Below are 23,824 nucleotides of genomic sequence, written 5' to 3'. Positions count from 1 at the left end.
CGTTGTTCTTACACCACGCGCAGGTGTTAGGGCATGGGGCAGTGCCATCATACGCATTCCAGCAGAGTTGGTATGTTTACTTTTATTTAAACAGCTCTATATACTTGTGCCTATGCGGTATGATTCCTGGCTCGATGCGTTGCAAGCACAGGGGCTACTACCGCCTGAGCAAGCAGCCCACATTCGCAAAGACGAACGCACGCGCCCATTTTCCATTCACTACGAGGTAAGGGCTCTATTATACCTCGGTATCACCATGCTTGCGGGTGGCTTGGGCGTGCTGCTGTATCAGCACCTCGACGATATTGGGCACGGCGTTGTTATTACCACCATGCTGCTGCTTATGGCTGCCTGCTTCGGTTATGCGGCTCGGCACCGTACGCCGTTCAGTTGGGCAGAAGCACCGCGCCAGGGCTTCCTGCCCGACTATGTGCTCCTGCTGGGCTGCCTCCTTTTCCTGAGCCTAGAAGGATACGTGCAGTATCAATACAGACTGTTTGGTAGCCGGTACGGGTTGGCGGTTTTCCTGCCGGCTGTTCTTTTCTTCTGGCTGGCGTACCGCTTCGACCACCGAGGCGTGCTCACCATGGCCATTACTGCCTTGGCTTCCTGGGTTGGGGTGTCCGTCGCGCCACTCGCTGCCTTCACCGACTATCACCTGCGCAGCCTGAGCGGAGCAGCCATAAGCCTAGGATTATTGCTGACCGCTGTAGGGTTGGTGTCGGAATACAAAAAACTGAAGGCCCATTTCAGCTTCACGTATCTCTCGCTGGGTAGCAACTTGGTATTACTAGCTGCAACCGCTTCCCTGTTCGAGTTTTATCCGGTGCCCTTGCTTTCGCCTTTGGTTGCTGTGGTATTGGTGCTTGGCATGAGTGGTTTTCTGGTATGGTATGCCCGGCGCACCCACTCGTATCTTTTTTTGCTGATGGGGGCGCTCTATAGCTATATCGTAATCAGCTATCTGTACTTCAAGCTCATGGACGCCACCAACTCCGACACGACGGCTTTCATGGTTATGCTGTATTTCCTGCTATCAACTTTCGGCATAGTGCTGCTCTTCATCAACATCAAGAAAATCTTGCGCATCACTCATGAAGGGTAAAGCCTATAACCCCACGTGGGCGCATCATGAAGCGATACGCCAGGCCGCTACCCGCTGGCAACGGCGGGGCCTTCTGTCGGCACTTCAGCTTGCAGCCATACATGCCGCTCACCCCCTCGACTACTACCGGCCCAACATTTTCTTGCGCATCACCTTGTTTGTCTTCACGCTCATTGGAGCTATGGCAGGAGGTGGCATGTTGCTGTTGATGCTGTCTGGCTTTCTCGATGACAGCGACGCTGTTATTCCTTTTAGCATACTAGGGGCGGGAGCCACCCTCTTCGTGTTGGAAGCCGCAATCAGCGGTTCGCGCCTCTACCACTCGGGCATCGACAACGCATTGCTCTACATCACCCTCAGTTGGCTGGCCTTTCTAATAACGTACACTATCCTGGAAGCGGCACCGGTGCAGTACCAGCAGAGTCCGTCTCTTTTCAATCCGTACATAACCGTTACGCTGTTGCTGGTGCTGGCCCTGTTACTGGCTGCTACCATCCGCTACGCCGACCGGCTAGTAGCTACTGTGGCTTACCTCGCCTACCTTCTTTTGGTGGCTAGTGTGCTGTTGCAGGTACCCGCTGGCAGTGTGGCACTACCATTTGCCCTGATGCTGGCTTCCGTGGCGGCCTATGGTGGAGCCAAGAAGCTGACACTTAGATCCGACTATTTGTATTACAAGCCGTGTATTCAGCTAGTACAGGCGTTGTGTTTGGTTTCCTTTTATATGGGCGGCAACTATTATGCGGTGCGCGAAGGCAATGCGCTGCTCAGTGACGCTGTTGTGGCTGGCCAAGTACCATTTGCGTGGCTGTTCTATTTCTTCACGGCCACGCTACCTGTTATCTACATCGTGGTTGGCTTGCGCCGGCCTAACCGAATCTGGCTGCTGATTGGGCTGCTGGCGCTGGGCTTCTCGGTATTTACTTTTCGTTACTACCACTCTGTGTTACCACCTGAACTAGCCGCTACGCTGGCAGGTGCCGCACTTGTTGCCGCCATGATATGGGTAACGCGCTATTTGCGTGTGCCTCACCACGGCCTCACAACCGCTGCCGATGACGATGATGCTACCCGAAACCTCAACTTGGAGTCTCTTATAGTCGCTGAAACGGCCACGGTGCCTCAACCAGCGGCGGCCGGCTTTGAGTTTGGAGGGGGCAGCTCTGGGGGCGGAGGCGCCGATGGCAACTACTGATGCATTATCCTTCGCCTGTCAGCTATGAGACAATGGGCAGCGGAATAAAGTCGGCGGGGGTTGGGGTACTGATAGGGCGCTGGCCTTGCACCTTTGCTAAGATGGCTTCCAGCAATGGCCTCATCGAATGCAGGTGCCGCGTTTTAATCATGAAATTCCAAAGCGGCTCGAAGCGTTTCCAGCCCCCAGCGTACGCAAAATGCTTGAGTTGATGCTTCAGCGAATCGTGGGCTAGACTGGCCTTGGTGATGTTGGCCCAGGAAAAGAATTCGCGGTAGGCCCAATCGTAGCCAGCTTTGAGTTGAGTTGCCGTTAGGTGCGGGCCAGGCTGGTGCACCACGGTTCGGGTATCGTATTCGTTCCAGCGCCGATGCAACAGGCGGCCTTCTGCTTCTATGCGCTTGAAGTAATCAGTGCCCGGGTAAGGCGTGGCAATATGAAAGGTAGCGGTGGTAATGCCGTGGCGTACGGCCCATTCCACCGTACGCTGAAACACGTCCGGCCTGTCGTCGTCTAGCCCAAACACGAAGCTGCCGTTGATCATGATGCCTAGATCATGCAGCCGCGCGATGGCACGGGCATAGTCGCGCCCCAGGTTTTGGCGCTTATTGCTGGCGCGCAGGTTGGCCTTATTTAGCGTTTCAAACCCTACGAATAAGCTACGCAACCCCGCTGCCGCCGCTTTTTCCAGCAAGCCAGTATCACGTAGAATACTATCGACGGTGGCCGCTCCTTGAAATAGCCGGCCCATACCACGCATCCCCTCGAAGAGCGAAGCAGCAAACCGCTGGTGCCCCAACAAATGGTCGTCCAGAAAATAAAGATGACGGCCCGGCAGCCGGTCTATTTCAGCCAGCGCATCATCTACAGGCTGGGTGTAGAAGGTATTGCCGCCCTCGAAGAAGGCATCTTTATAGCAGAAGTCGCAATGGTGCGGGCAGCCTCTCGTGACAACTATAGAATTCGGAACCAAATACAGTTCACGCCGAATCAGGTCGCGGCGGATTGGTGGCGTTCCAACCAATGTCCGGCTGGAAGGCGCTACGTAGCGCGGCTTTGGCTGGCGCTGCTGCCAGTCGCGCAGAAACTGTGGGAACGTGTCTTCACCGGGCCCCAGAAATAAGCTATCTGCATGCGGCGCTGCCTCTTCCGGTAAGCTCGTGACGTGTAACCCACCCAAACAGACATAACACCCCCGGCTACGATACAGATCAGCTAGTGCGTAGGCTCGGTAGGCGTTTGTGATGTACACCTGAATTACCACCAGGTCTGGCGAGTCGTCGAGGTATAACGGTTCTACATGTTCGTCCTGCAACTCGGCTTCCCAATCAGGCGGCAGGAACGCCGCCAACGTAGCCAGACCGAGCGGCGGAAACAGGGAATACTTGATGGGCCGCCAATAAGGATTGGTAGCTTCTGTGAGAGCGGGCAATATGAATTTGACACGCATGACCGGCTGCTGTTTCGTGGGTACAGCCGAAAGTAAGAAGTTTTACTTTGTAATTCAAAGTACTTTTGAACAATAAACGTTAGACACTTCCACCTAGCAGGTGCGGTCAGCAGCTACACCCCTCTTCCAACAAAAAGCCCCCACTGCACATCGGCGTTGGGGGCTTCTTGTTGAAAAGGCTGAATCTAAGCGTAGGCTAACAGCTAGTTTGGCATTTCAGGCGCAGTTTAAGCAGGCACCTTCCGGTACATCTTTGCCAACTGCTCAACCGCGTAATCCACTTCATCGGCTGTGTTGTATTTGCTCATCGAGAAGCGGATAGCCCCCCGATTTGGGTCGCAGCCCAAGGCCGTCAGCACGTGCGACCCAGCGTTGGCTCCACTGGTACACGCCGAGCCCCCCGATACGGATACCCGATTGATATCTAAGTTGAAAAGCAACATCTCATTCAAGTCAGAAGGCGGTAAGCTCACGTTCAGCACGGTATACAGGCTTTGATCTGCTTCTGCCGAAGTACCGTTGAATTCTATACCATCAATTTCTTGACGCAGCTTGCTGATGAAACGGTCTTTCAACCCTTGAATATGTGCCTGATGTTCCGCCATGCCGCGGTAGGCAATTTCCAGCGCCTTGGCTAGGCCCACAATGCCATACACGTTTTCGGTGCCAGCGCGCTGGTTGCGCTCCTGCGAACCGCCATGAATCAAGGCATCAACCAGCAACCCCGAACGACGGTAGAGGAACCCAACCCCTTTCGGTCCGTGAAACTTATGCGCTGAGCCCACAAGGAAATGGTTTTTCAGCTTCTGCACATCGTGGCGGTAGTGGCCCATGGTCTGCACCGTGTCCGTGTGAAACACGGCGTCATGGCGCGCGCATATCTCCCCAATGGCCTCAATATCGTTGAGGTTACCGATTTCGTTGTTGGCGTGCATCAAACTCACAAACGTGCGAGGATTAGTAGCCAACAATTCCTCTAAATGCTTTAAGTCAAAGCGGCCTTGCTCGTCGTGACGGACGTAGCTCAACTGAATTTCGCCGTACTTCTCTAGCGCTTGCAATGTGTGAAGCACCGCATGGTGTTCCAGTGGTGAGGTAATGGCGTGTTTAAGGCCTAAGGCCCGTATGCTCCCAAAAGCAGCATAGTTGTCGGCCTCAGTGCCACCCGAGGTAAAGCTGATTTCAGCAGGCGCCGCATTGATGAGGTGCGCAATAGATTTCCGAGCATTCTCGATGGCGGCGCGCACCTGCCTCCCATGACCGTGGATGCTGCTCGGATTGCCGAAATGCTCGCGCATGAAGGGCAACATGGCATCAAGCACTTCAGGGTCCAGCGGTGTGGTAGCGGCGTTATCGAAATACACAGTCATGCGGTTCAACAGCTTAAAAATGGGCGGATACTTGCCACAAAAATAAAGGATTCCGGCGGGGTAGCCGGAATCCTTTCCAAGAGGCAACGCTTACTAGACTGCGTATTTGCTATTTGTGCACTACTGGGCAGCATTTATTGCCAATAGCTTCAGTGAAAGCGTTGTCGGCCTTACTGATTGATAATTTCTTTTATGTCGGCAATGATCTTGTTGGCCAGATGGTCGGCGGTAGCATTGGATTCCGACTCGGCATAGATGCGAATAATCGGCTCGGTATTCGACTTACGCAGATGCACCCACTCCTTGTCGAATTCGATTTTGACGCCGTCGATGGTGTTGACGGGTTGCTTGGCGTAGCGTTTCTCCATCAACTCCAACACCTTGCCGGTATTGATTTCGGGGGTTAGCTCGATCTTATTTTTCGAGATGTAATAGTTTGGGTACGTGGCTCGCAAACGCGTCATGGTTAGCCCCGTCTTGGCCAGGTGGCTTAAGAACAGCGCAATACCTACCAAAGAGTCGCGGCCGTAGTGTAGCTCCGGATAGATGATACCCCCGTTGCCTTCACCGCCAATGACGGCGTTGGTTTCCTTCATTTTGGTTACCACGTTCACCTCGCCCACCGCAGCAGCAGCATAGCTACCACCATGTTTTTCGGTTACGTCGCGCAGGGCCCGCGTGCTGCTGAGGTTGCTTACCGTGTTGCCTCCGCCATTCTGTTGCAATACGTAATCGGCCACTGCCACCAGCGTGTATTCTTCTCCGAACATGGTGCCGTCCTCGTTTACCAAGGCCAACCGGTCCACGTCTGGGTCTACCACGATACCTACGTCGAAAGAGCCTTTTTCCATCTTTTTGGCTATTTCTCGCAGATTTTCTGGCAACGGCTCAGGATTGTGCGCAAAATCTCCGGTGGGCTCACAGAATAGCTTTTCTACCGTTTCTACACCTAGTGCGGCCAGCAGCATCGGCACAGCAAAGCCTCCCGAGGAATTCACGGCATCTACTACCACCCGAAAATTCTTAGCCTTAATAGCCTCCGCATCTACTAGTGGTAGCTGCAGAATAGCATCAATGTGCTCCTGTAAAAACGTTTCGTCAATGCTATACTGCCCTAGCTTCATTACAGAAGCGAAGTTGAAATCTTCGGAGTCACCTAATGCCAGTACTTGCTGGCCATCGGCATCGGAAATAAACTCTCCAACACTGTTAAGCAATTTAAGCGCGTTCCACTGCTTTGGGTTGTGAGAAGCCGTCAGAATAATTCCGCCACCGGCTCTTTTAGCCGGCACGGCCATTTCCACAGTCGGAGTGGTGCTTAACCCCAAGTCGATTACATTGATACCAAGCCCTTGCAGCGTAGCGGCTACAAGCTTGCTCACCATCTCACCAGATATGCGGGCATCACGCCCAATCACAATCGTGTTGTTCTGTGTTTTGTCGAGTACCCACGTTCCAAAGGCAGCCGCGTATTTTACTACGTCCAAGGGCGTGAGACCTTCCCCCGCGGCCCCGCCAATAGTACCCCGAATACCCGAAATTGATTTGATGAGTGCCACAGGCTAAGTTTTTAAAATAGGTGCGCAAAAGTAGACAAACGCCCCTGCTTTCGCTATTGTGGAGCAGTTAAAGCACCTTAAAAGGGGCAGTAAGCACAACATTAAACGGTATTTTACTGAACTGGATGGCATCTGCAGTGCGCTTCAGCGTTGTATCTTTGGCTACATGGACTACAACTCGCCTGACCGCCGCCCAGCCCAGTTAGCCGCTTTCGGCCGCTTACTCGACGTGCTGGAGCGCCTACGCGCCGAATGCCCCTGGGACAAAAAGCAAACCTTGGAAAGTTTGCGTCATCTCACCATTGAAGAGACGTACGAGCTAAGTGATGCCATCATCCGCAACGACCTCCCCGACCTAAAAAAGGAGATTGGCGATGTCTTTTTGCATTTGATTTTTTACGCCAAAATAGCGTCTGAAACCGGCCATTTTGATGTAGCCGATGTGTTAAACGCGCAATGCGACAAGCTGATTTTTCGCCATCCCCACATCTACGGCGAGGTCAGAGCAGATACGGAAGACGACGTAAAGCGGAATTGGGAGCAGTTAAAACTGAAAGAAAAAGGCAACACGTCCGTACTTGGCGGCGTACCTACCTCGCTGCCTGCGCTCGTGAAAGCGATGCGCATTCAGGAAAAAGCCCGCGGAGCGGGCTTCGATTGGGAAAAACCCGACCAAGTATGGGACAAGGTACAGGAAGAGTTAGGAGAGTTTGAAGCTGAATTTGCTCACGCCGACCCAGCTTCCATCAATCAGGAGCGGGCAGCCGCTGAATTTGGTGACTTACTATTTTCGCTCATCAACTTTGCTCGCCACGCTGGTATCAATCCAGAAGAAGCGCTCGAACGCACTAACAGAAAATTTATTAACAGGTTTCAATACCTTGAGAAAGAGGCCGCTCGGGATGGGCACCAGTTACAGGATTTAACTCTTGCTCAAATGGATGTATATTGGGAACAGGCAAAAAAATATAACTTCGCTTCTACTTCGTCCATAGATAAAAACTAGCTTTTTTCAAGTCTCCATTTGCTTTAGAGCGTTTAAACCCCGGTTTCATTTGGCGACAGTCAGGTTTTTACTTAGGTTTGCCAAGGATCAACTGACTCTCGGACTGGCTTCGGATACCAATTACCTCACGTTTCTACTCTCTCCAACAACTCGAGTAGGTGAACGAAACGCCATCCGTCATAAAGTGTTTCTACCGTTTATTCACCCATTTCAACACCAATTTACCTTTCACCACCAACTCCCTTAAATTTCTGGACCAATGGAACAAAAGAATGCCACAAACAAAAACGTGCGGCCTACCGCTCCTACTGCCGCACAAGGTGAGGCAAAAGGTGGCTCCGCATTTGCTGCTATCGTCATTCCGCTGGCATTCGTTGTTGCCATCCTCATTTACATCTTTGTATTGGGCAACGCAGGCAACTTCGTAGGTGGTAACAATGCCAACGCAGCACTACCAGGCAACTACCTCGGCATCGTTTACAAAGGAGGCGTTATCGTACCTGTACTGATGTCGCTCTTCCTGATGGTATTGATCTTCTCGATCGAGCGTTTGTTGACCATCGGTAAAGCCAAAGGCAGCAAGAGCATTGAAAGCTTCGTACGTACCATCCGTCAGAAGCTAAACGTAAACGACATCACGGGTGCTATTGCCGCCTGCGACCAGCAGAAAGGTTCGGTAGCTAACGTAGTAAAGTCAGGCCTGCTGAAGTATCAGGAAATGGCTCGTGAGCGTGGTTTGGACAAAGACCAGAAGATCTTGGCTATCCAGAAGGAAATCGAAGAGTCTACGGCTCTGGAATTGCCTATGCTAGAAAAGAACTTGGTTATCATCTCTACCATTGCTTCGGTTTCGACGCTGGTAGGTCTGCTCGGTACTGTATTCGGTATGATCAAGGCCTTCTCGGCACTTGCCCAGGCTGGTAGCCCTGACGCCGTAGCACTTGCTGAAGGTATCTCGGAAGCGTTGATCAACACGGCTATCGGTATCGCCGGTTCAGCTCTGGCTATCATCGCTTACAACTTCTTCACCAGCAAAATTGACGAGCTGACTTACAGCATCGACGAAGCTGGCTTCAGCATTATTCAGACCTTCGCCTCGCAGCACGGCGAAAAGGAAACTTACACGGCCTAGTTTGCGGTTCACGCAATAAGAAGCTACGAGTTTCGTTTTCTGAATATTCTTAACTACCCAGCACATGCCTAAAGTAAAGCCCCATAGAACAAATCCTTCGCTGGACATGACTCCAATGGTGGATTTGGCCTTCTTGCTGGTGACGTTTTTCATGCTCACCACCAAGTTTGCTGCCGAGGAAGTTGTGGTAGTTGATACCCCATCTTCTACCTCGGACATCAAACTGCCGGAAAGCAACATTATTCGTTTGCTGGTTGACAAAGACAAACGTGTTTTCTTCGGTTTTGAGAGTGATAAAGCCAAGGGCTTGTTGCTAGACAAAATCGCTGCTAAATACAGCCTCTCTTTCGATGCCAAGCAGAAGAAGAATTTCGGCAACCTGAACTCTTTTGGTGTACCAGTGCAGCAGCTTGGCTCTTTGCTAAGCATGAGCACCGAGCAGCGCAAAAAGGTTACTCAGGGCGGCATTCCAATCGATTCGCTCAACAACCAGCTCATCGATTGGGTAATGGAAGCACGGAAGGCCAACCAGGAAGCCATTGCTAAGCCAACGTTCATCGCCATCAAAGGCGACAACAACGCTGATGTAGCGACGGTGAAAAAGGTCATCCAGATTCTACAGGATAAGAACATCAACCGTTTCAACCTTATCACTGACTTGGAGAACAAGCCGGTGGTGTCACGTTAATCCCAGCTAAGCCATGGCAGAAATACAACAGTCCAGCGGGGGCGACAAAGGCGGGAAGAAGCGGGCCAAAAAGATGTCGACTCGTATCGACATGACCCCCATGGTGGACTTGGCCTTTTTGCTTCTTACCTTCTTCATCCTGACGGCTTCGTTCAACAAGCCGAACGTGATGCAGTTAACAATGCCCGTGAAGGAAAAGAACCCCGAAGAACAAACCGTTCTGAAGGCCTCCGACGCCTTTACGATTTTGATGAGTGAGAACGACAAGCTTTACTATTATGAAGGCCTCCTCGATAAGGATGTGAAGCCTGAATTAAAGCTTTCCAATTACTCAGCAGATGGCATTCGGAAAGTATTGTTGGCTCGGCAGCGTCAGAACCCTAAAACGGTAATTCTGATCAAGCCAGACGACAAGTCCAACTACAAGAACATGGTGGACATCTTGGACGAGATGAACATTACCAACCAGACTAAATATGCGCTGGTGGACGTGTCGAAAGCAGACGAAGAATTAATTAAAAGTTCTGGGCTATGATGGATAACACCCAAATAGCGCGGGCGAGCCTCAACGACATCGTTTTCGAGGGCCGTAACAAGGCCTACGGAGCGTACGTACTGCGGCGCTTGTACTCCAAGCACGTCACGCGCGCCCTTCTCATCGCCGTTGCCGTTTTCGCACTGTTAGTGAGCTTCCCGCTGATTGCGCGGTTGTTCAAAGACGAGACAGTGGTGGAAGACGACAAGATGCTGAAGGAAAACGTCCTGATGGATGCCCCTCCATTGGACCAAACGAAACCACCGCCACCGCCGCCGCCACCGGAGGCGCCACCACCGCCACCACCGAAACTCTCCACTATCAAATTCACTCCTCCTGTCGTTAAGAAAGACGAAGAAGTGAAAAAGGTAGAAGAGATTCCAGATCAGAAGGAACTGGAAGACAAAGTGGTTTCGACGGTTACCGTGAAAGGCAATACCGATAACCCTATTGACCTGAACGGTCTAGCAGGAGAAGGTAACGCCGTGGTAGAGGAAGTAGTAGAGCAGAAAGTTTATCAGTACGTGGAGCAAATGCCCGTGTTCCCTGGTGGACAAGATGCTTTGCTTGCTGCTATCCAGAAAGGTGCTACTTACCCAGCACTTGCTCTCCGCAATCAGATTGAAGGCAAAGTCTTCATTTCGTTTGTAGTAGGTCCGGATGGCTCCGTAACAGACGTAAAGGTGCAAAAAGGCATTGGCGGAGGTTGCGACGAATCTGCAGTTGCTTCAGTGAAAAAGCTTCCTAAGTTTTCTCCTGGTAAGCAGAACGGACGTGCTGTAAGTGTATCCTACACTGTACCGGTAACTTTCGCTATCAAGTAAGTACATCATGATACCAGGCTAATCTGGTTATCTACAAGAACCGCTCTCAGCCTCGGCTGTGAGCGGTTTTTTGTTTTACTGTCCCATCGTACACTCTTTTTCTTTTTCTTCTCTATACACTAATAAATATTTAGCTGCTTGCATACTACATATAACAAGCATGGCGTTAGATATGTGAAAGCCAGGCGGTAGCATACAGGACAAGAGCAGAGAGCCGGGTTTGGGTAACATAGTGGAGTTCCATTTCACCTTAACCTATATATCTTCTCATGAACACGCTCGACCTACGCACCGCCAGCCTCGATGAAATGGTTTTCGAGGGCCGAAACAAAATGTACGGAGCCTATGTGCTTCGTCGACTTTATCAGCGCCACCTAGCCAGAGCACTGGCTATTGCTGTGTCATTGACTCTGCTACTAGTATCTTCTCCGCTGGTGAAAGCCTGGCTTTTTCCAACACTGATAGAGGCTGCTCCTATTATTCCTGAACTCCCTTCCATAGACTTAATCCGTCCTCCCCTGTTGGCTGACCCAAAACCTGCAGGCAGTCAGGTTCAGCCTGCTCATGCCGTAGTGCGTCCGCCCGCTGAAATAGCTCCCAGAGTGGTTCCTGACAATCAAGCTAAACCGGATGTTTTGCCTGATAAGCCAACAGTAACAGAAGCTGTGGTAGCTGAAGTGGATAGTCCTCCCGGAGTAATTGGCTCATCAACTGGAAAAGTTGGGGATGCTGGCACAGGAGTCGGTAAATCCGATAGTGGAACAGCAAAGGCGCCTGCTGCTCCAGCTCCTTTTATCACGGCTGAAGTAATGCCAGAGTTTATGGGTGGTCAGGAAGCGTTGCAGCGCTACATGCAAAAAAACTTACATTATCCTCCTCTCGCCCTACGCAACAACGTCGCTGGCCGCGTGTATATATCCTTCACTGTGCAAGCCGACGGTTCTATTGCGGATGTGCAGGTGCTTAAAGGTCTCGGATATGGCACCGATGAAGAAGCAGCACGTGTAGTGAAGAACATGCCCCTCTGGAGCCCAGGCAAGCAAAACAAGCACTCCGTTGCGGTGCGTTACACCATGCCTATTACATTTCGCTACGAGTAGTAACTATCTCTAACACATTAGTTGGCAAACCATTAAGATTAACTTGCACTAAAAGAAGGCTGAAAATTTCTCGATTCCACTGGAATTGGAAGATTTTCAGCCTTTCTTGTAGCAATAACCTAGCCTTGGGTTCGTTTGGCGAACCTGAAGCTAGGAATTGCGTGTTATAGGCGGTACAAAACTTTTCTTGCGGCTGCTTTTACTCTTATGACAAATCGTCCCACAACTGAAGAACGGCTGATGTCGCGAACAGGCTCTAAGAGCTTCGTACGCTACTTTTTGCTGTTCATGACGCTCACCTACATTGGGTTGGGGATCTACCTTTGGCTGGCCCCTCCCCCTGCCTTGAACCTTTCGCTGATGAACCGCCGAATTCTAGGTGGTATATTCGTATTTTACGGAATTATTAGATTTGTCCGTACTTACCAGCAGCATTTCCGTGATTCCGCTTCTAGCCATGAATAGATTACTTGCCCACCTGCGCTCTTTTTCTTTTAAACTGGCTTTGACAGGCACGTTTCTGACTGTGGCTGCTTGCAACCGGAACCCCGATGCAAACACAGGCCCTGATGATGATACTTCCACTAGTGGCCGAATCAATATCAGCGTCGACGAGACATTTGAGCCAATATTGAAGTCTCACATCGACACTTTCCAGCAATTATATATCTACGCTCACGTTACGGCGGCTTATAAGCCCGAAGATGACGTAGCCAAAGATATATTGACCAACAAAGTTCGGGCGGTAGTGCTGTCTCGCCAGTTGAATGCGAACGAGAAGGCACAGTTGGAAAAGCAGATGCTTATCCCACGCACCACACACATTGCTACTGATGGGTTGGCCATTATTTTGCACCCATCCAATCCTGACTCGCTTTTGACAACTGCGCAGCTAAGCGCTATTTTCTCGGGCCAGAAAGCTGACTGGAAGCAGATCAGTGGAAAAGGTCAATCCAGAGACATTGACGTTGTTTTTGATGCCAATAGATCTAGCACTACGCGCTACGTACAAGACTCTATTACGCGAGGTGCGGCCTTGTCTAAACGGGTCTTTGCTGCTAAATCGAACCCAGCGCTACTAGATTACGTTGCTACTCATCCGAACGCTATTGGTATAATTGGAGCCAATTGGATCAGCGACCGAGATGATGCGGCAGTACAGCGGTTTTTGAAGCGTGTACGCATAGCCAGTATCAGCGCCGACGCCAATCCGAAATCAGTTGACGATTACTATCAGCCATTTCAAGCATACTTAGCCCTAAAGAAGTATCCTTTGCGGCGCGAGCTCTACATCATAAGTCGCGAAGGTCGCGCTGGCCTTGGCACCGGTTTTGCATCTTTCGTAGCAGGTACCAAAGGACAACTCATCGTCTTGAAATCAGGATTGATGCCAGCCACCGGACAGACTCGAATCGTGAATACCTCGAAGAAGTAAGTTCGACTCTTTTTAACACACCTCTTTTCCACCAAACCTTTTACCCATGAACTTCAAGCCCTGGAATATCTCGTTCCTCGTTGCCTTGTCAGTTTCCGGCACTGCCGCTTACGCTCAGACTCCTCAGAAAGCCATTGAACTTGAGCGTTACAGCGAAGCCCGGTCTGCCCTGCTCAAGCAAGGTCAGTCTCCTGAGGCCTCGTTTGAATTAGGCCGCCTGTATCAGATGCGTGATATGCCTGATTCGGCTGCCTTTTATTTCAGCCGGGTTCCTCAGGATCCTAAGAACCCCATGACCATGGTAGCTGCTGGTCGCGCTGCTTTAGCTAAAGGCAACGCTGCCGAAGCTCAGGCTCAGTTCGACAAGGCAGTGAAAGCTAGCAAAGGCAAAGACGTCAAAGTCTTCACCATGATTGCGCAAGCATATGGTGAGTCTGATATCAAAGCAGACAATGCAAAAGCACTAGCATACGTACAAGCCGCCGAGAAAATCAGCAAAGGCAAAGACGATCCAGCACTGATGATTGCTCGCGGCGACATCTATGCCCAATCAGAGCAAGGTGGTGGCGAGGCGATGAACAGCTATGAGCGGGCTCTGCTAGCAGACCCCAACAGCGCGCTGGCAAACTACCGTAAAGGAGAGCTGAACGTACGTGCTCGTAACTACAACGATGCCCGTACTTCGTTCGAGAAAGCCATTGCCATAGATCCAAACTACGCCCCTGCATACAATGCTTTGGCTGAAACCTATTTCTATGCTGGTAAGTACGACGACGCACTGGCCACTTTCCAGAAGTACCAGGGAGTAGCTGAAAAGTCGCCTGGCACTGATGCTAAGTACGCTTCGTTCCTATTCCTGACGAAGAAGTATCCTGAAGCTCTTGTGGAAGTGGATAAAGTTCTGGCCCGCAATCCGCAGGACGTAACCATGAACCGTCTGAAGGCATACTCGCTGTTTGAAACCGGTAAGAATGCCGAGGCTCTCACCTCTATGGAAGCGTACATGAAGTTGGTACCAGCTGAAAAGCTGATTACCGAAGACTATGTGTACTACGGCAAAATGCTGTCGAAAGCAGGTCGTGCAGAAGAAGGCACTGCTACCATTCAGAAGGCTATAGCCAAGGATCCGAAGAAAGCTGCTGAACTGCAGAACGAGCTTGCTCAGGCGTATATGCTGCAGAAAAACTACCCAGCTGCCATTGCTGCTTACAAAGCCAAGATGAAAGCTGATGAGAAGCCAGAACTCACCGACCAGATTCGCTTGGCAGTGGCTTACGGCGGAAACAAGCAGTACACGCAAGCAGACAGCCTGTACAATGCAGTGCTTGTAGCTCGGCCTACTTACGTACCAGGTTACTTGATGCGTGCAAAAGCTAACTACGCACTGGATCCAGACTCCAAGCAGGGCCTCGCTAAGCCTCACTACGAGAAGTTCATCGAACTTGCTAAGGCTGATCCAGCAAAGTACAAGGATGGTTTGGTAGAAGCCAATGAGTACTTAGGCTACTACTACTATGCTAAAGGTGAAAAAACCACTGCTGCTCCTTACTACGAGCAAGTGTTGTCTCTTGACCCAGGCAATGCCAATGCGCAGAAGGTTATTGCTTCGATGAAAGCCCCAGCAAAGGCCACTTCTAAAGCAGCACCGAAGAAGTAATTCTCTTTTCAATAAGAGCAAAAAAAGACCCCTAGCAACTGTTAGGGGTCTTTTTTTGCTCTTTACTAAAGAAGCATTTGCGCTACCTATAGCTTACTCCTGCGCGTATACTTCCCAGTGCGCTAACACCGAAGCAAAGTCGGTTGGTAGTTCCACCTCGAATTGCATCTGAGCACCCGTAACAGGGTGCACAAATCCCAGGGACTTTGCGTGCAAAGCCTGTCGAGGCATCAGCTCAAAGGCTTTCTCTACAAATGCCTTGTATGCACCTGTTCGTTGGCCGTACAACACTTTGTTGCCGCCGTAGGTAGCATCAGAAAACAGCGGGTGTCCTATGTGCTTCATATGCACCCGAATTTGGTGCGTGCGCCCTGTTTCCAGGTTACACTGCACCAACGCTACGGTACCGAACGTTCGTAGCACCTTGTAGTGCGTGACAGCGGATTTACCTTGGTCACCATCGGGGTACACGGCTTGTACCTTGCGGTCTTTGATGCTTCGGCCAATATTGCCACGAATGGTACCCTGTGCTTCTTTGGGCACTCCCCACACCAAAGCCAGATATGTCCGCTCGATGGTGTGGTGAAAGAACTGCTGCGACAAGTGTGTCATAGCAAATTCTGTCTTGCCAATAACCAACAAGCCTGACGTGTCTTTGTCGATGCGGTGAATAAGTCCTGGGCGTATCTCACCGTTGCGGCCTGTAGGGAGATTATTGAGATGATGGGTTAGCCCGTTTACTAGCGTACCATGCCAGTTGCCATACGCTGGGTGCACTACCATACCAGCAGGCTTGTTCACCATCAACAAGGCCTCATCCTCATATCGGATGTCGAGGTCCATCGGTTCAGGCAATACCCGATAATCAATGGGTGGTTCAGGCAGGGTAATAGTAATTACGTCGCCAGGCTTGATACGGTAGCTGGACTTGACGGGCCGGTCATTCACCTGCACCGCTTCTGCCAGAATAGCATTTTGAATCTTGGTGCGCGAGGTATGAGGCAGTTGGCGCAGCAAATATTTGTCGAGCCGCAATAAGTCTTGTTTACGGCTTACTGAAATGCGGTGATGCTCATACAGCTCATCACCAGCCTCCGCCTCGTCTTCTTCTAGGGGTACTGCTGGTAATAGCTCTTCGTCGGAGGGATCAAGCTGGGTCATATACAAAGAGAAGAAGCCCTTAAACAAGAAAGCCGGGACTATACGTCCCGGCTTGTCTGGCCAAATGAACAGGCAAATTAAGCCTTACTTTTTGGTTTTCACTTTAGTCTTACTCGCAGCAGTGTTTGACACAGGAGTTGCAGCCGGAGCACTCACCTTGGGTGCAGCAGCGGCAGCGTTGGCGCCAGGCGTTACGCCCATCTTTTTCAACACCAAGTCTGATATGTCGCCTTCTTTAGGGCCGTGCAACAGTACGGGGCTTGCTCCATCGGAGTTCAGCACGTAGGTGTAACCATTCTCGTTGGCTACAGCATCAATCGTTTTTTGCAGTTTGTCTAGAGCCGGTTTCAGCAAAGTCTGCTGCTTCTGCTGAAGGTTCTGATCAGCAGAACGCTGAAACTCTTGGATGGACTGCTGCATAGTAGTGAGTTCCTTTTCTTTATCGGCTTTCACTACGTCAGTCATTGTAGCAGCGCCTTTCTGGTATGCTTCGGCTTTGCCCTGATAGTCGGCGTACTTGCTTTTCAGCTGGTTTTCAAGTTGCGTGCTGTATGCTTTCAAGTCAGCCTCTATCTGCCGGCTCTCAGGCATTTGGCTAAGCACGTACTCCACACTGGTGTATCCGATTTTTAATGGACCGCTGGCAACAGCAGGTGCAGCAGCACCCGCAGTGGTAGGAGCCTGCGCTAGCGCAACTGTGGCCGACGTGAAAGAAAGGGCGGCCGCAGCCAATGCAACGCGGAACATGTTCATGATAGTCATTAAAAGAGAAACGGCTGAGAAGGTTGATGTTGCAAAGTTAGTTTTTTCGGCTTGCCGGACGGGTAGCTGGCTGCCGAGTAGGACGAGTAGCAGGTGTAGCGCTTTCTTTGGCTTCGTCAGCCTGCGGTTCGTCGCCGGCCGGTGTCTTTGGTACAGATACAGTTTTAACGCTGCCTTTCTGTGCTGTTTGGTTTTTGTCTTCAGAAGCTAAACCCAATTCTTCCAATACAAATTCCGTGTAGTCATGCACAGGGTTGGTGTACAGCATAGTCAGGTCACCCGATTTGTCGAACATGATGGCTAACTGCTTTTTCTTAGCCACCTTTTCAATGCCTTCAAAAACGCGGTCCTGTACCGGTTTAGTCAACTCCTGACGCTTTTTGAACAGCTGACCTTCGTAGCCGAAAATTTTGTTCTGGTAAGCCTTAACATCCTGCTCTTTTTTCAGGATTTCATCCTGACGCTTCTTCTTCATCGGCTCGGTCAATAGAACCTCCTCCGCTTGATAGGTACGATACAACTTATCCAAGTCCTTCTTCTGGCTCTCAATATCTTTTTGCCAGTTCTGCGACAAGTTGTTCAGTTCGGTTTGAGCCTGCGCATACTCCGGCATCTTGCTCATGATGTACTCGGAGTCGACGTAGCCAAACTTCTGCGCTGCAAGTGGATTGCTTGCAGCTAAAAGCACCAGCAGAGCAGCTAGGGCGGAAAACATTTTTTTCATAGCAGCAGTGTGATAGTCCGGCCCTCGCTTGCCGCTATTAGCGGATTTGCTGACCGATGATGAAGTGGAATTGGTTACGGTCTTGAGCAGTCTGGTTAGTGCTTGTGCGCGGAACAGCGTCAAATGCACGGCCGTAATCAAACCCTAGCAAACCGAATGCCGACATAAAAATCCGGGCTCCTACCCCAACCGAACGGTACAGTTTATAGGGATTATAATCGGTGTAGCTATTGAATGCATTGCCGGCCTCTGCGAAACTAAGAACATAAACCGTCGCGGCTGGGTTCAGCGACACCGGATAACGCAGCTCCATTACATACTTATTATAAACTGCGCCGCCGTTCTGATTTTGCTGGGCTGTAGGTATAGCGTTTGCATCGTTCGGATCAGCATAGCCGCGCAAGCCTACGTATTCGGTACCTACCGCAAAGTTTTGGCTGCCACCAGCGGCCAAACCTGAGCCTCCTAGCTTGAAACGCTCGAACGGTCCTATCTGACGGCTACTATTATAAGTACCGATGAAACCGAAGTGAGCCCGAGTGTTCAGCACCAACTTACCTGCGATTGGGGTAAACCACGAGGCATCAAACATCCACTTGTGGAACTCGACCCACTCATTGCTATTGGGGTGCGCGCCTTTGATAGCCGAGTAAGGTGGAGTGAGGTTTACGCTCAACGCCAACGAGGAACCACGCCGCGTGTAAGTTGGATTGTCAATGCTATTGCGCGACAGTGTGGTGTTCAGCGTGATGTTCGTGGCAATACCGTTCTGGAAATTCTCGAACAACTGATAGTTCTGCGTCTCATACTGCGTTACAGCCAATGAGTTACTCAGCGTGAAGTAGTCATCTGGCCAACGCAACCGACGGCCTAAGCTCAGAGAAGCGGTATTGCTTTTGATAAAGCTTCCGTTCTCTACATCAAACGTGCTGCCGTAGGTCAACCGGTTGATGCTGCGGTTCAAGCTAAACGATAGAGAATTGGGCTTACGGCCGCCCAACCAAGGCTCAGTGAACGAAAAGGAATACGCCTGGTACTGTAATCCGTTAGCCTGCACGTTCAAAGCAATTCGCTGTCCGTCGCCAGCTGGTACGGGGGTCCAGTTGCGGAAATCCTTGGCCTTGCGCAGAGAAAAGTTATTGAATACCAGACCTACTGTACCAATAAAGCCCGCATATCCGCCCCATCCACCCGAAAGCGTAATTTGGTCGGAAGGCTTTTCCACTACTGTGTAGTTGATGTCCACCGTACCGTCTGCTTGGTTAGGCACGGGGTTGATACCCACTTTCTCAGGGTCAAAGTAGCCCAAAGTGGATATTTCACGCTGTGAACGAATCAGCAGTTCGCGGTTAAACTTGTCACCGGGTAGCGTGCGCAACTCTCGTCGCAACACATGGTCGGTGGTCTTCGTGTTGCCGGAAATATTAACCTCCTTGATGCGCGCCTGGACCCCTTCAGTGATGCGCATCTCAATATCAATTGAGTCGCCTTCCACTTTAGTTTCCACTGGGTCGATAGAGAAAAACAGATATCCATCGTTCATGTAGAGCGAGGTGATATCCTGACCCGTAGGGTTGTAATTCAGGCGCTTGTCCAACGTTTCTTTGCTGTACACGCTGCCTTCTTTGATTCCAAGCACTGAAGCTAGTGTCTTGTCGTCATACAAGTAATTACCAGCCCAACTGATGTTTCGGAAGTAATACTTTGGGCCTTCATCCACACGCACGCGCAGTTCCAGAGCCTCTCCATTCCGAATAAGCGTGTCCGATACTACTACCGCATCACGGTAGCCTTGCGCGTTATAGAAATCAACAAGCTTCTGCTTGTCTTCCTCGAACTCCACCCGTTGGAATTTACCGGAATTCAGAATTTTAGGGAATTTCTTTTCTTTCGTTTTCTTGAACTTGCCTTTCAGCTTGCTGTCCTTGAATGCCTCATTGCCTTCGAAGGCAATTTCTCGAATCTTGCTCTTGCCTCCCTTGTCAACGTTTATCTTCAGCACTACGCTGTTCGATAAGCTGGAATCAGGCACCTGCACGATGTTCACCTTGGCATCCAAGAAGCCTTTGTTGGTGTAGAACTTACGCACTTGTGTTCTGGTGTTACTCAGCAACGCATCCGTCACAACTTTGCCCCGAATCAGCTTGATCTTGTTCTTTAGATCGTCAGCTTGGCTTTTGCCAATGCCCGAGAATTCGAACTTTGATAAGCGAGGACGCTCCTTGAGGTTGAAGTCCAGAAAAATACGATTGCCATCTATTCGGGTAACCGAAACACTTACGTCACCAAGAATACCTTGCTCCCAAACTTTACGGATTGCTTTGCCTATTTCCTCGCCCGGCAAAGAAATAGGGTCACCCACACGCAACCCAGTCAGCCCAATAAGAGTATTGGAGTCTAGATAGCGTGCACCGCTAATTGTAATACCGCCCAACTCGTAGCGCTTTGGCTCGTCGCCCTTTGCTGCAGGAGCCGTTGCTTGAGCAAAGCCAACAAGTGGCATTGCCACACCCAGCGTGAGTACTATGGCCACTCGGCCCAGCGTGTGCAAGAATAAATTCATTACGTTATTCGAAACCTTACGAAACAGTTAGCTGCTCACTTGTCTTCCCAAATCGCCGTTCCCGGCGTTGATACGCCCGTACAGCCTCCTCAAAATGAGTTCGGCGGAAGTCAGGCCACAGTAAATCAGTGATGTACAGTTCAGTGTACGCAAGCTGCCAAAGCAGAAAGTTACTTATCCGCTGCTCACCACTAGTACGGATTAATAGTTCAGGATCAGGCATGCCTGCCGTTGCCAAATAACCCGCAATCGTGTTTTCCTGCACATCTTCGGCGCGTAGCTGTCCAGAGGCTACATCGGCAGCCAGCTTACGAGCCGCTTGCGTTAGATCCCAACGCCCGCTATAGCTAAGTGCTAGAACCAACGTCATCCGTGAACCCGCCTTGGTTAATTCCATGGCCTCTGCCAACTCACGTTGGCAAGAAGCCGGCAAGCTCTCAGTCTGACCGATGGCTTGTAAACGAATACTATTCTTTAATAGTGTAGGCGTTTCCTTCCGAATGGTGTGAACCAGCAACTGCATCAAGGCCGTAACCTCATGCGCTGGCCTCGACCAGTTTTCAGTGGAAAAAGCGTACAACGTAAGGTAGCGCACACCTATCTCGGCAGCAACCTCCACTGTTTCGCGTACAGCAGTGATAGCACTTTGGTGCCCAAAGATGCGGAGGCCGCCCTTTTGCTTTGCCCAGCGGCCATTGCCGTCCATTATGACGGCAACGTGCGCGGGAATATTCTGTGGATCAATTTCGGACCGGACGGCCATGAGCACTTTTTGCGTAAAGAGGCCGCAAGTTACGCAAATGGTTGCATTTCAATCCGTCTAATCCAGTTGCTTAGCGTAGCAGCTTAGGATTCTCCTTGTACTGAGGAGGGCAATTGATTTTATAGAAAGTGTATGAGATACTGATACCATTGAAGAAGTACCAATCCTGATCATTGGGATTCCCAACTAAATCGGTCTGCCCACTGCTCTTACCATCAATATGGTCAAGCTTATCGCTGAATACCTTCCGGGCACCAGCCTCTAACCCTAAGTTCCATCGGTTGGAAAGTGCATACTTGAAGCCAAACCCAGCTGGCACTGACACTCCAAGCATGGTACCGCTTTGGTTGAGGGAAGGCAAAGCAGCATTGTTGGTTGCCGTTTTAACGTTGGCCAGATACCCTGCTATTCCTACAAAGACATAAGGTGTGAAATGCACTTTGGCTTTGCGATAGTGGTAATCGAAAAAGTTGTACTCCACTACTGCTGAGGCCTCATACAAGTCGCCTTTCATATTAGCCTGCCGGTAAGCAGACAAAGGAGCCCCATTACCGGTTATACCTTCCACGTTGCCATCAGAAGCCCGTAACATACCTGCTAGGAGCGCTCCACGTAACGTTATAGGTGCCGAAATATCCCTGCGGTAAAAGGCCGTGATAGCTGGACGGTTATTCTCGAACTGGTAGTTGGGAGATACTTCACCTTTGTACACTAGCCCGCCTAATCCTACACCTATTTCGCTGGTATACTGAGCGGCAGCAGATTGGGCAAAAAAAACACTCCCTACTTGCACTAAGCAAGCAAGGAGTGTTTTGGAGAGTTTCACTTTTGTCATTAGACTGATTGTAGATGAACACTAACCAGCCTAGGCTGATTAGCGGAATTTGGGGCTTTTAACGCGCGGAGCGAGAATGTAGTTGAGGGTGAAGCCAGCTTGTACATACCAGTCGTCTTCGTTATCCTTGCCGCGCTGGTAACCTCTTTGGTCGTTCTGGTTCCAAGTACCATCTAAGCCAGTACCTGAGCCGCCAGTGATATCCCATCCAAAATAGAATGCATCGCCAGAAGCAAGCTGACTAGGATCAGATACATATTTGGTGCTTACGTCGTCAAGATAGTCATTAAACGTTTTACGGAAGCCTATTTCAAAACCAAGATCAAAGCTTTTGTTGAGCTTATAACGGGCTCCGAGGCCAAAGGGAATGGCAATACCACCCCGATTATACTCTACACCTTCAGTCCGCAAAGGCTGTAACGCCACATAGTTGTCACTACTGTTGAGTCCCTTTGGATTGCCAGTGTAACCTGCTACTCCAGCAAACACATAAGGAACGAAGTCCGGACGTTTGATATAGTTATTTCGGTTTGGAATCAGGTCAAAAATAGCAACAGCAGATAGTTCAGCAATGTCATTGCGAAAATTCATGTTGCGGTTATAACGATATTTTGCATCCGGATCATTCTGATCGGCAGCTTTGCTGTCATCCCCAGTGATGCGGCCATAGCTGAGACCAGCACGAGCGGAAATACGAGGCGTGAAACGGTGGGTAAAGGTAACGCCAAGATTGGGACGAGTTGCTCCAAAACGTAAGCTTGGAATGCTGGGCTTTGGCGTGATATCACCAAAATAGTTCATAGCCGTTAGCGTCACGCCTACTGAATTATACTGCTTCCGCTTAGTGAATTGCTGAGCATCCGCCGCGGGAGCTAATAGCACCAAGGCCAATAGCAGCGTAAGAGTGTAGGTGAAAAATTGCTTCATATTGGAGCGAGAGTTAGGAATAGCAAAGAGAGATGTCTGATTTCGGGGAAACCCAGTAACAGTCAGCAACAAAAGTAGAAGATATGGGGAACTAAAAAAACAAATAGCGGAAAAAGTATATCTACTAAATTGGAATTCCGGCTGGATTACGCTTGTCTAAACCCCAATTTAACTTGCTTCTTAGGGTGCTCAAGAAGTTGACATGATTGAATTTTACTAAGCGAGCATTGAAACTCTCCCGGCGAACAGCAATTTGTACTCCTGCATCAACAGCAACAGATCTGGAATCGAGAGAAAGTAAAAACTGGTTGCTTCTACCCTCTATTTCGAAAGAAATCACGCTCTGATCCGACACAACTAAAGGACGTACGTTAAGATTGTGAGGGCATACGGGAGCAATGATAAAATTGTTTGTCTGGGGTAGCATAACCGGGCCCCCACAGCTAAGCGAGTAGCCTGTGGAGCCAGTGGGGGTCGCTACCACAAGGCCATCGGCCCAGTACGAGTTTAGATATTCTCCATCGATATACGTGTGCACCACTATCATAGAGGAAGTATCGCGCTTGAGGATGCTGAACTCATTGAGCCCAAAATTGACACCTCCAAATGCGTCTGGATCCGTTTCAACGCGTATTAGACTGCGTTCCTCCAACACAAAGTGCCCTTTGAATAGAGCGTCCATGGCTTGAGCAATACGGTCTGGCGTGACAGTGGCAAGAAAGCCCAAGCGCCCCGTGTGAATTCCTAGGATTGGAATTTGTAGGCTACCAACATAGGTAACGGTATCTAACAGAGTGCCATCCCCTCCGATACTGAGCACAAACTGCACCCCACGCAACGAGTCGCCCCTATGAAAGGTGCTAACTCCGGTTGGTAGCTGCAAGCGCTCTGTCAGGTAGCTATGAAAAGACTCGACTATCAGAATATCGGTTTGCCGGCGTGCAAGATCATCCAACAAGTTTTGCACAAAGGGCAAGCTTGCGTCTTCGAAAGGTTTCCCTAGAATGGCGATTTTCATAACAGAATCTTAACC

General features: G+C 50.3%; 21 protein-coding genes. 10 read left to right on the top strand and 11 right to left on the bottom strand.

What is annotated here, in order from left to right; all coding sequences use genetic code 11:
* Positions 1-112 precede the first annotated feature (112 nt).
* Together MTX78_RS02445 and MTX78_RS02440 are read left to right on the top strand one after the other, a co-directional pair.
* Entirely contained in the window at positions 113-1,105 is a 993-nt protein-coding gene (locus MTX78_RS02445) for a DUF2157 domain-containing protein (protein ID WP_243799598.1), read from the top strand.
* Positions 1,095-2,300 carry a hypothetical protein gene (locus tag MTX78_RS02440; protein WP_243799596.1) on the top strand — a complete coding sequence of 402 codons (1,206 nt, stop codon included), beginning with the start codon at positions 1,095-1,097 and terminating at the stop codon, positions 2,298-2,300. Before MTX78_RS02445 ends, MTX78_RS02440 begins: the two co-directional genes overlap by 11 nt.
* Before the next feature lie 22 nt (positions 2,301-2,322).
* Here MTX78_RS02440 and MTX78_RS02435 read toward each other — a convergent pair whose 3' ends face one another.
* From MTX78_RS02435 to glmM, 3 genes are all read right to left on the bottom strand, one after another.
* Complete coding sequence (locus MTX78_RS02435) at positions 2,323-3,750, bottom strand: B12-binding domain-containing radical SAM protein (protein WP_243799594.1); 1,428 nt, start codon at positions 3,748-3,750, stop codon at positions 2,323-2,325.
* A gap of 227 nt (positions 3,751-3,977) precedes the next feature.
* On the bottom strand, positions 3,978-5,120 hold the full coding sequence (locus MTX78_RS02430; protein WP_243799593.1) for a cysteine desulfurase family protein: 1,143 nt from the start codon (positions 5,118-5,120) through the stop codon (positions 3,978-3,980).
* Between the two features lie 170 nt (positions 5,121-5,290).
* Positions 5,291-6,679, bottom strand: a complete 1,389-nt coding sequence (gene glmM / locus MTX78_RS02425; protein WP_243799591.1) for a phosphoglucosamine mutase — start codon at positions 6,677-6,679, stop codon at positions 5,291-5,293.
* A gap of 166 nt (positions 6,680-6,845) precedes the next feature.
* On the opposite strand from glmM, the gene mazG reads away from it, so the two are divergent.
* From mazG to MTX78_RS02385, 8 genes are all read left to right on the top strand, one after another.
* On the top strand, positions 6,846-7,685 hold the full coding sequence (gene mazG, locus MTX78_RS02420; protein ID WP_243799589.1) for a nucleoside triphosphate pyrophosphohydrolase: 840 nt from the start codon (positions 6,846-6,848) through the stop codon (positions 7,683-7,685).
* 259 nt (positions 7,686-7,944) lie between these two features.
* Complete coding sequence (locus MTX78_RS02415; RefSeq protein WP_243799587.1) at positions 7,945-8,817, top strand: MotA/TolQ/ExbB proton channel family protein; 873 nt, start codon at positions 7,945-7,947, stop codon at positions 8,815-8,817.
* A 64-nt stretch (positions 8,818-8,881) separates the two neighbouring features.
* Positions 8,882-9,505, top strand: a complete 624-nt coding sequence (locus MTX78_RS02410) for an ExbD/TolR family protein (RefSeq protein ID WP_243799585.1) — start codon at positions 8,882-8,884, stop codon at positions 9,503-9,505.
* A 13-nt stretch (positions 9,506-9,518) separates the two neighbouring features.
* Positions 9,519-10,040, top strand: coding sequence for an ExbD/TolR family protein (locus MTX78_RS02405; RefSeq protein WP_243799583.1), 522 nt, complete (start codon positions 9,519-9,521; stop codon positions 10,038-10,040).
* On the top strand, positions 10,037-10,864 hold the full coding sequence (locus tag MTX78_RS02400) for an energy transducer TonB (protein WP_243799582.1): 828 nt from the start codon (positions 10,037-10,039) through the stop codon (positions 10,862-10,864). Before MTX78_RS02405 ends, MTX78_RS02400 begins: the two co-directional genes overlap by 4 nt.
* A gap of 269 nt (positions 10,865-11,133) precedes the next feature.
* The gene (locus MTX78_RS02395) at positions 11,134-11,964 is read left to right on the top strand and encodes an energy transducer TonB (RefSeq protein WP_243799580.1); all 831 of its coding nucleotides are present in this window, start codon (positions 11,134-11,136) and stop codon (positions 11,962-11,964) included.
* 457 nt (positions 11,965-12,421) lie between these two features.
* Positions 12,422-13,399, top strand: coding sequence for a PstS family phosphate ABC transporter substrate-binding protein (locus tag MTX78_RS02390; RefSeq protein ID WP_243799578.1), 978 nt, complete (start codon positions 12,422-12,424; stop codon positions 13,397-13,399).
* Between the two features lie 46 nt (positions 13,400-13,445).
* Positions 13,446-15,056, top strand: a complete 1,611-nt coding sequence (locus MTX78_RS02385; protein WP_243799576.1) for a tetratricopeptide repeat protein — start codon at positions 13,446-13,448, stop codon at positions 15,054-15,056.
* A gap of 93 nt (positions 15,057-15,149) precedes the next feature.
* On the opposite strand, the gene MTX78_RS02380 is transcribed toward MTX78_RS02385, so the two are convergent.
* The 8 genes from MTX78_RS02380 to MTX78_RS02345 form a co-directional block, all read right to left on the bottom strand.
* Entirely contained in the window at positions 15,150-16,217 is a 1,068-nt protein-coding gene (locus MTX78_RS02380) for an RluA family pseudouridine synthase (protein ID WP_243799575.1), read from the bottom strand.
* An 84-nt stretch (positions 16,218-16,301) separates the two neighbouring features.
* Positions 16,302-16,970, bottom strand: coding sequence for an OmpH family outer membrane protein (locus MTX78_RS02375; RefSeq protein ID WP_243799573.1), 669 nt, complete (start codon positions 16,968-16,970; stop codon positions 16,302-16,304).
* Between the two features lie 46 nt (positions 16,971-17,016).
* Positions 17,017-17,703 (bottom strand): OmpH family outer membrane protein, encoded by a 687-nt coding sequence (locus MTX78_RS02370; RefSeq protein WP_243799571.1) that lies wholly within the window; start codon positions 17,701-17,703, stop codon positions 17,017-17,019.
* Between the two features lie 37 nt (positions 17,704-17,740).
* Entirely contained in the window at positions 17,741-20,266 is a 2,526-nt protein-coding gene (gene bamA, locus MTX78_RS02365; RefSeq protein ID WP_243799569.1) for an outer membrane protein assembly factor BamA, read from the bottom strand.
* Positions 20,267-20,282: 16 nt separating this feature from the next.
* On the bottom strand, positions 20,283-21,029 hold the full coding sequence (locus tag MTX78_RS02360) for an isoprenyl transferase (RefSeq protein ID WP_243799567.1): 747 nt from the start codon (positions 21,027-21,029) through the stop codon (positions 20,283-20,285).
* Positions 21,030-21,099: 70 nt separating this feature from the next.
* Positions 21,100-21,864: a type IX secretion system protein PorG gene (porG, locus tag MTX78_RS02355; RefSeq protein ID WP_243799566.1), complete on the bottom strand. Its 765-nt coding sequence runs from the start codon at positions 21,862-21,864 to the stop codon at positions 21,100-21,102.
* A 39-nt stretch (positions 21,865-21,903) separates the two neighbouring features.
* On the bottom strand, positions 21,904-22,791 hold the full coding sequence (locus MTX78_RS02350) for a DUF6089 family protein (RefSeq protein WP_243799564.1): 888 nt from the start codon (positions 22,789-22,791) through the stop codon (positions 21,904-21,906).
* A 124-nt stretch (positions 22,792-22,915) separates the two neighbouring features.
* Positions 22,916-23,809 (bottom strand): NAD kinase, encoded by an 894-nt coding sequence (locus MTX78_RS02345; RefSeq protein ID WP_243799562.1) that lies wholly within the window; start codon positions 23,807-23,809, stop codon positions 22,916-22,918.
* Between the last annotated feature and the right edge of the window lie 15 nt (positions 23,810-23,824).

It is taken from the genome of Hymenobacter tibetensis (assembly GCF_022827545.1).
GTDB classification, from domain to species: Bacteria; Bacteroidota; Bacteroidia; order Cytophagales; family Hymenobacteraceae; genus Hymenobacter; species Hymenobacter tibetensis.
Note: the sequence above shows the minus strand (reverse complement) of the source record. Positions and strands in the feature narration are given on the sequence as shown.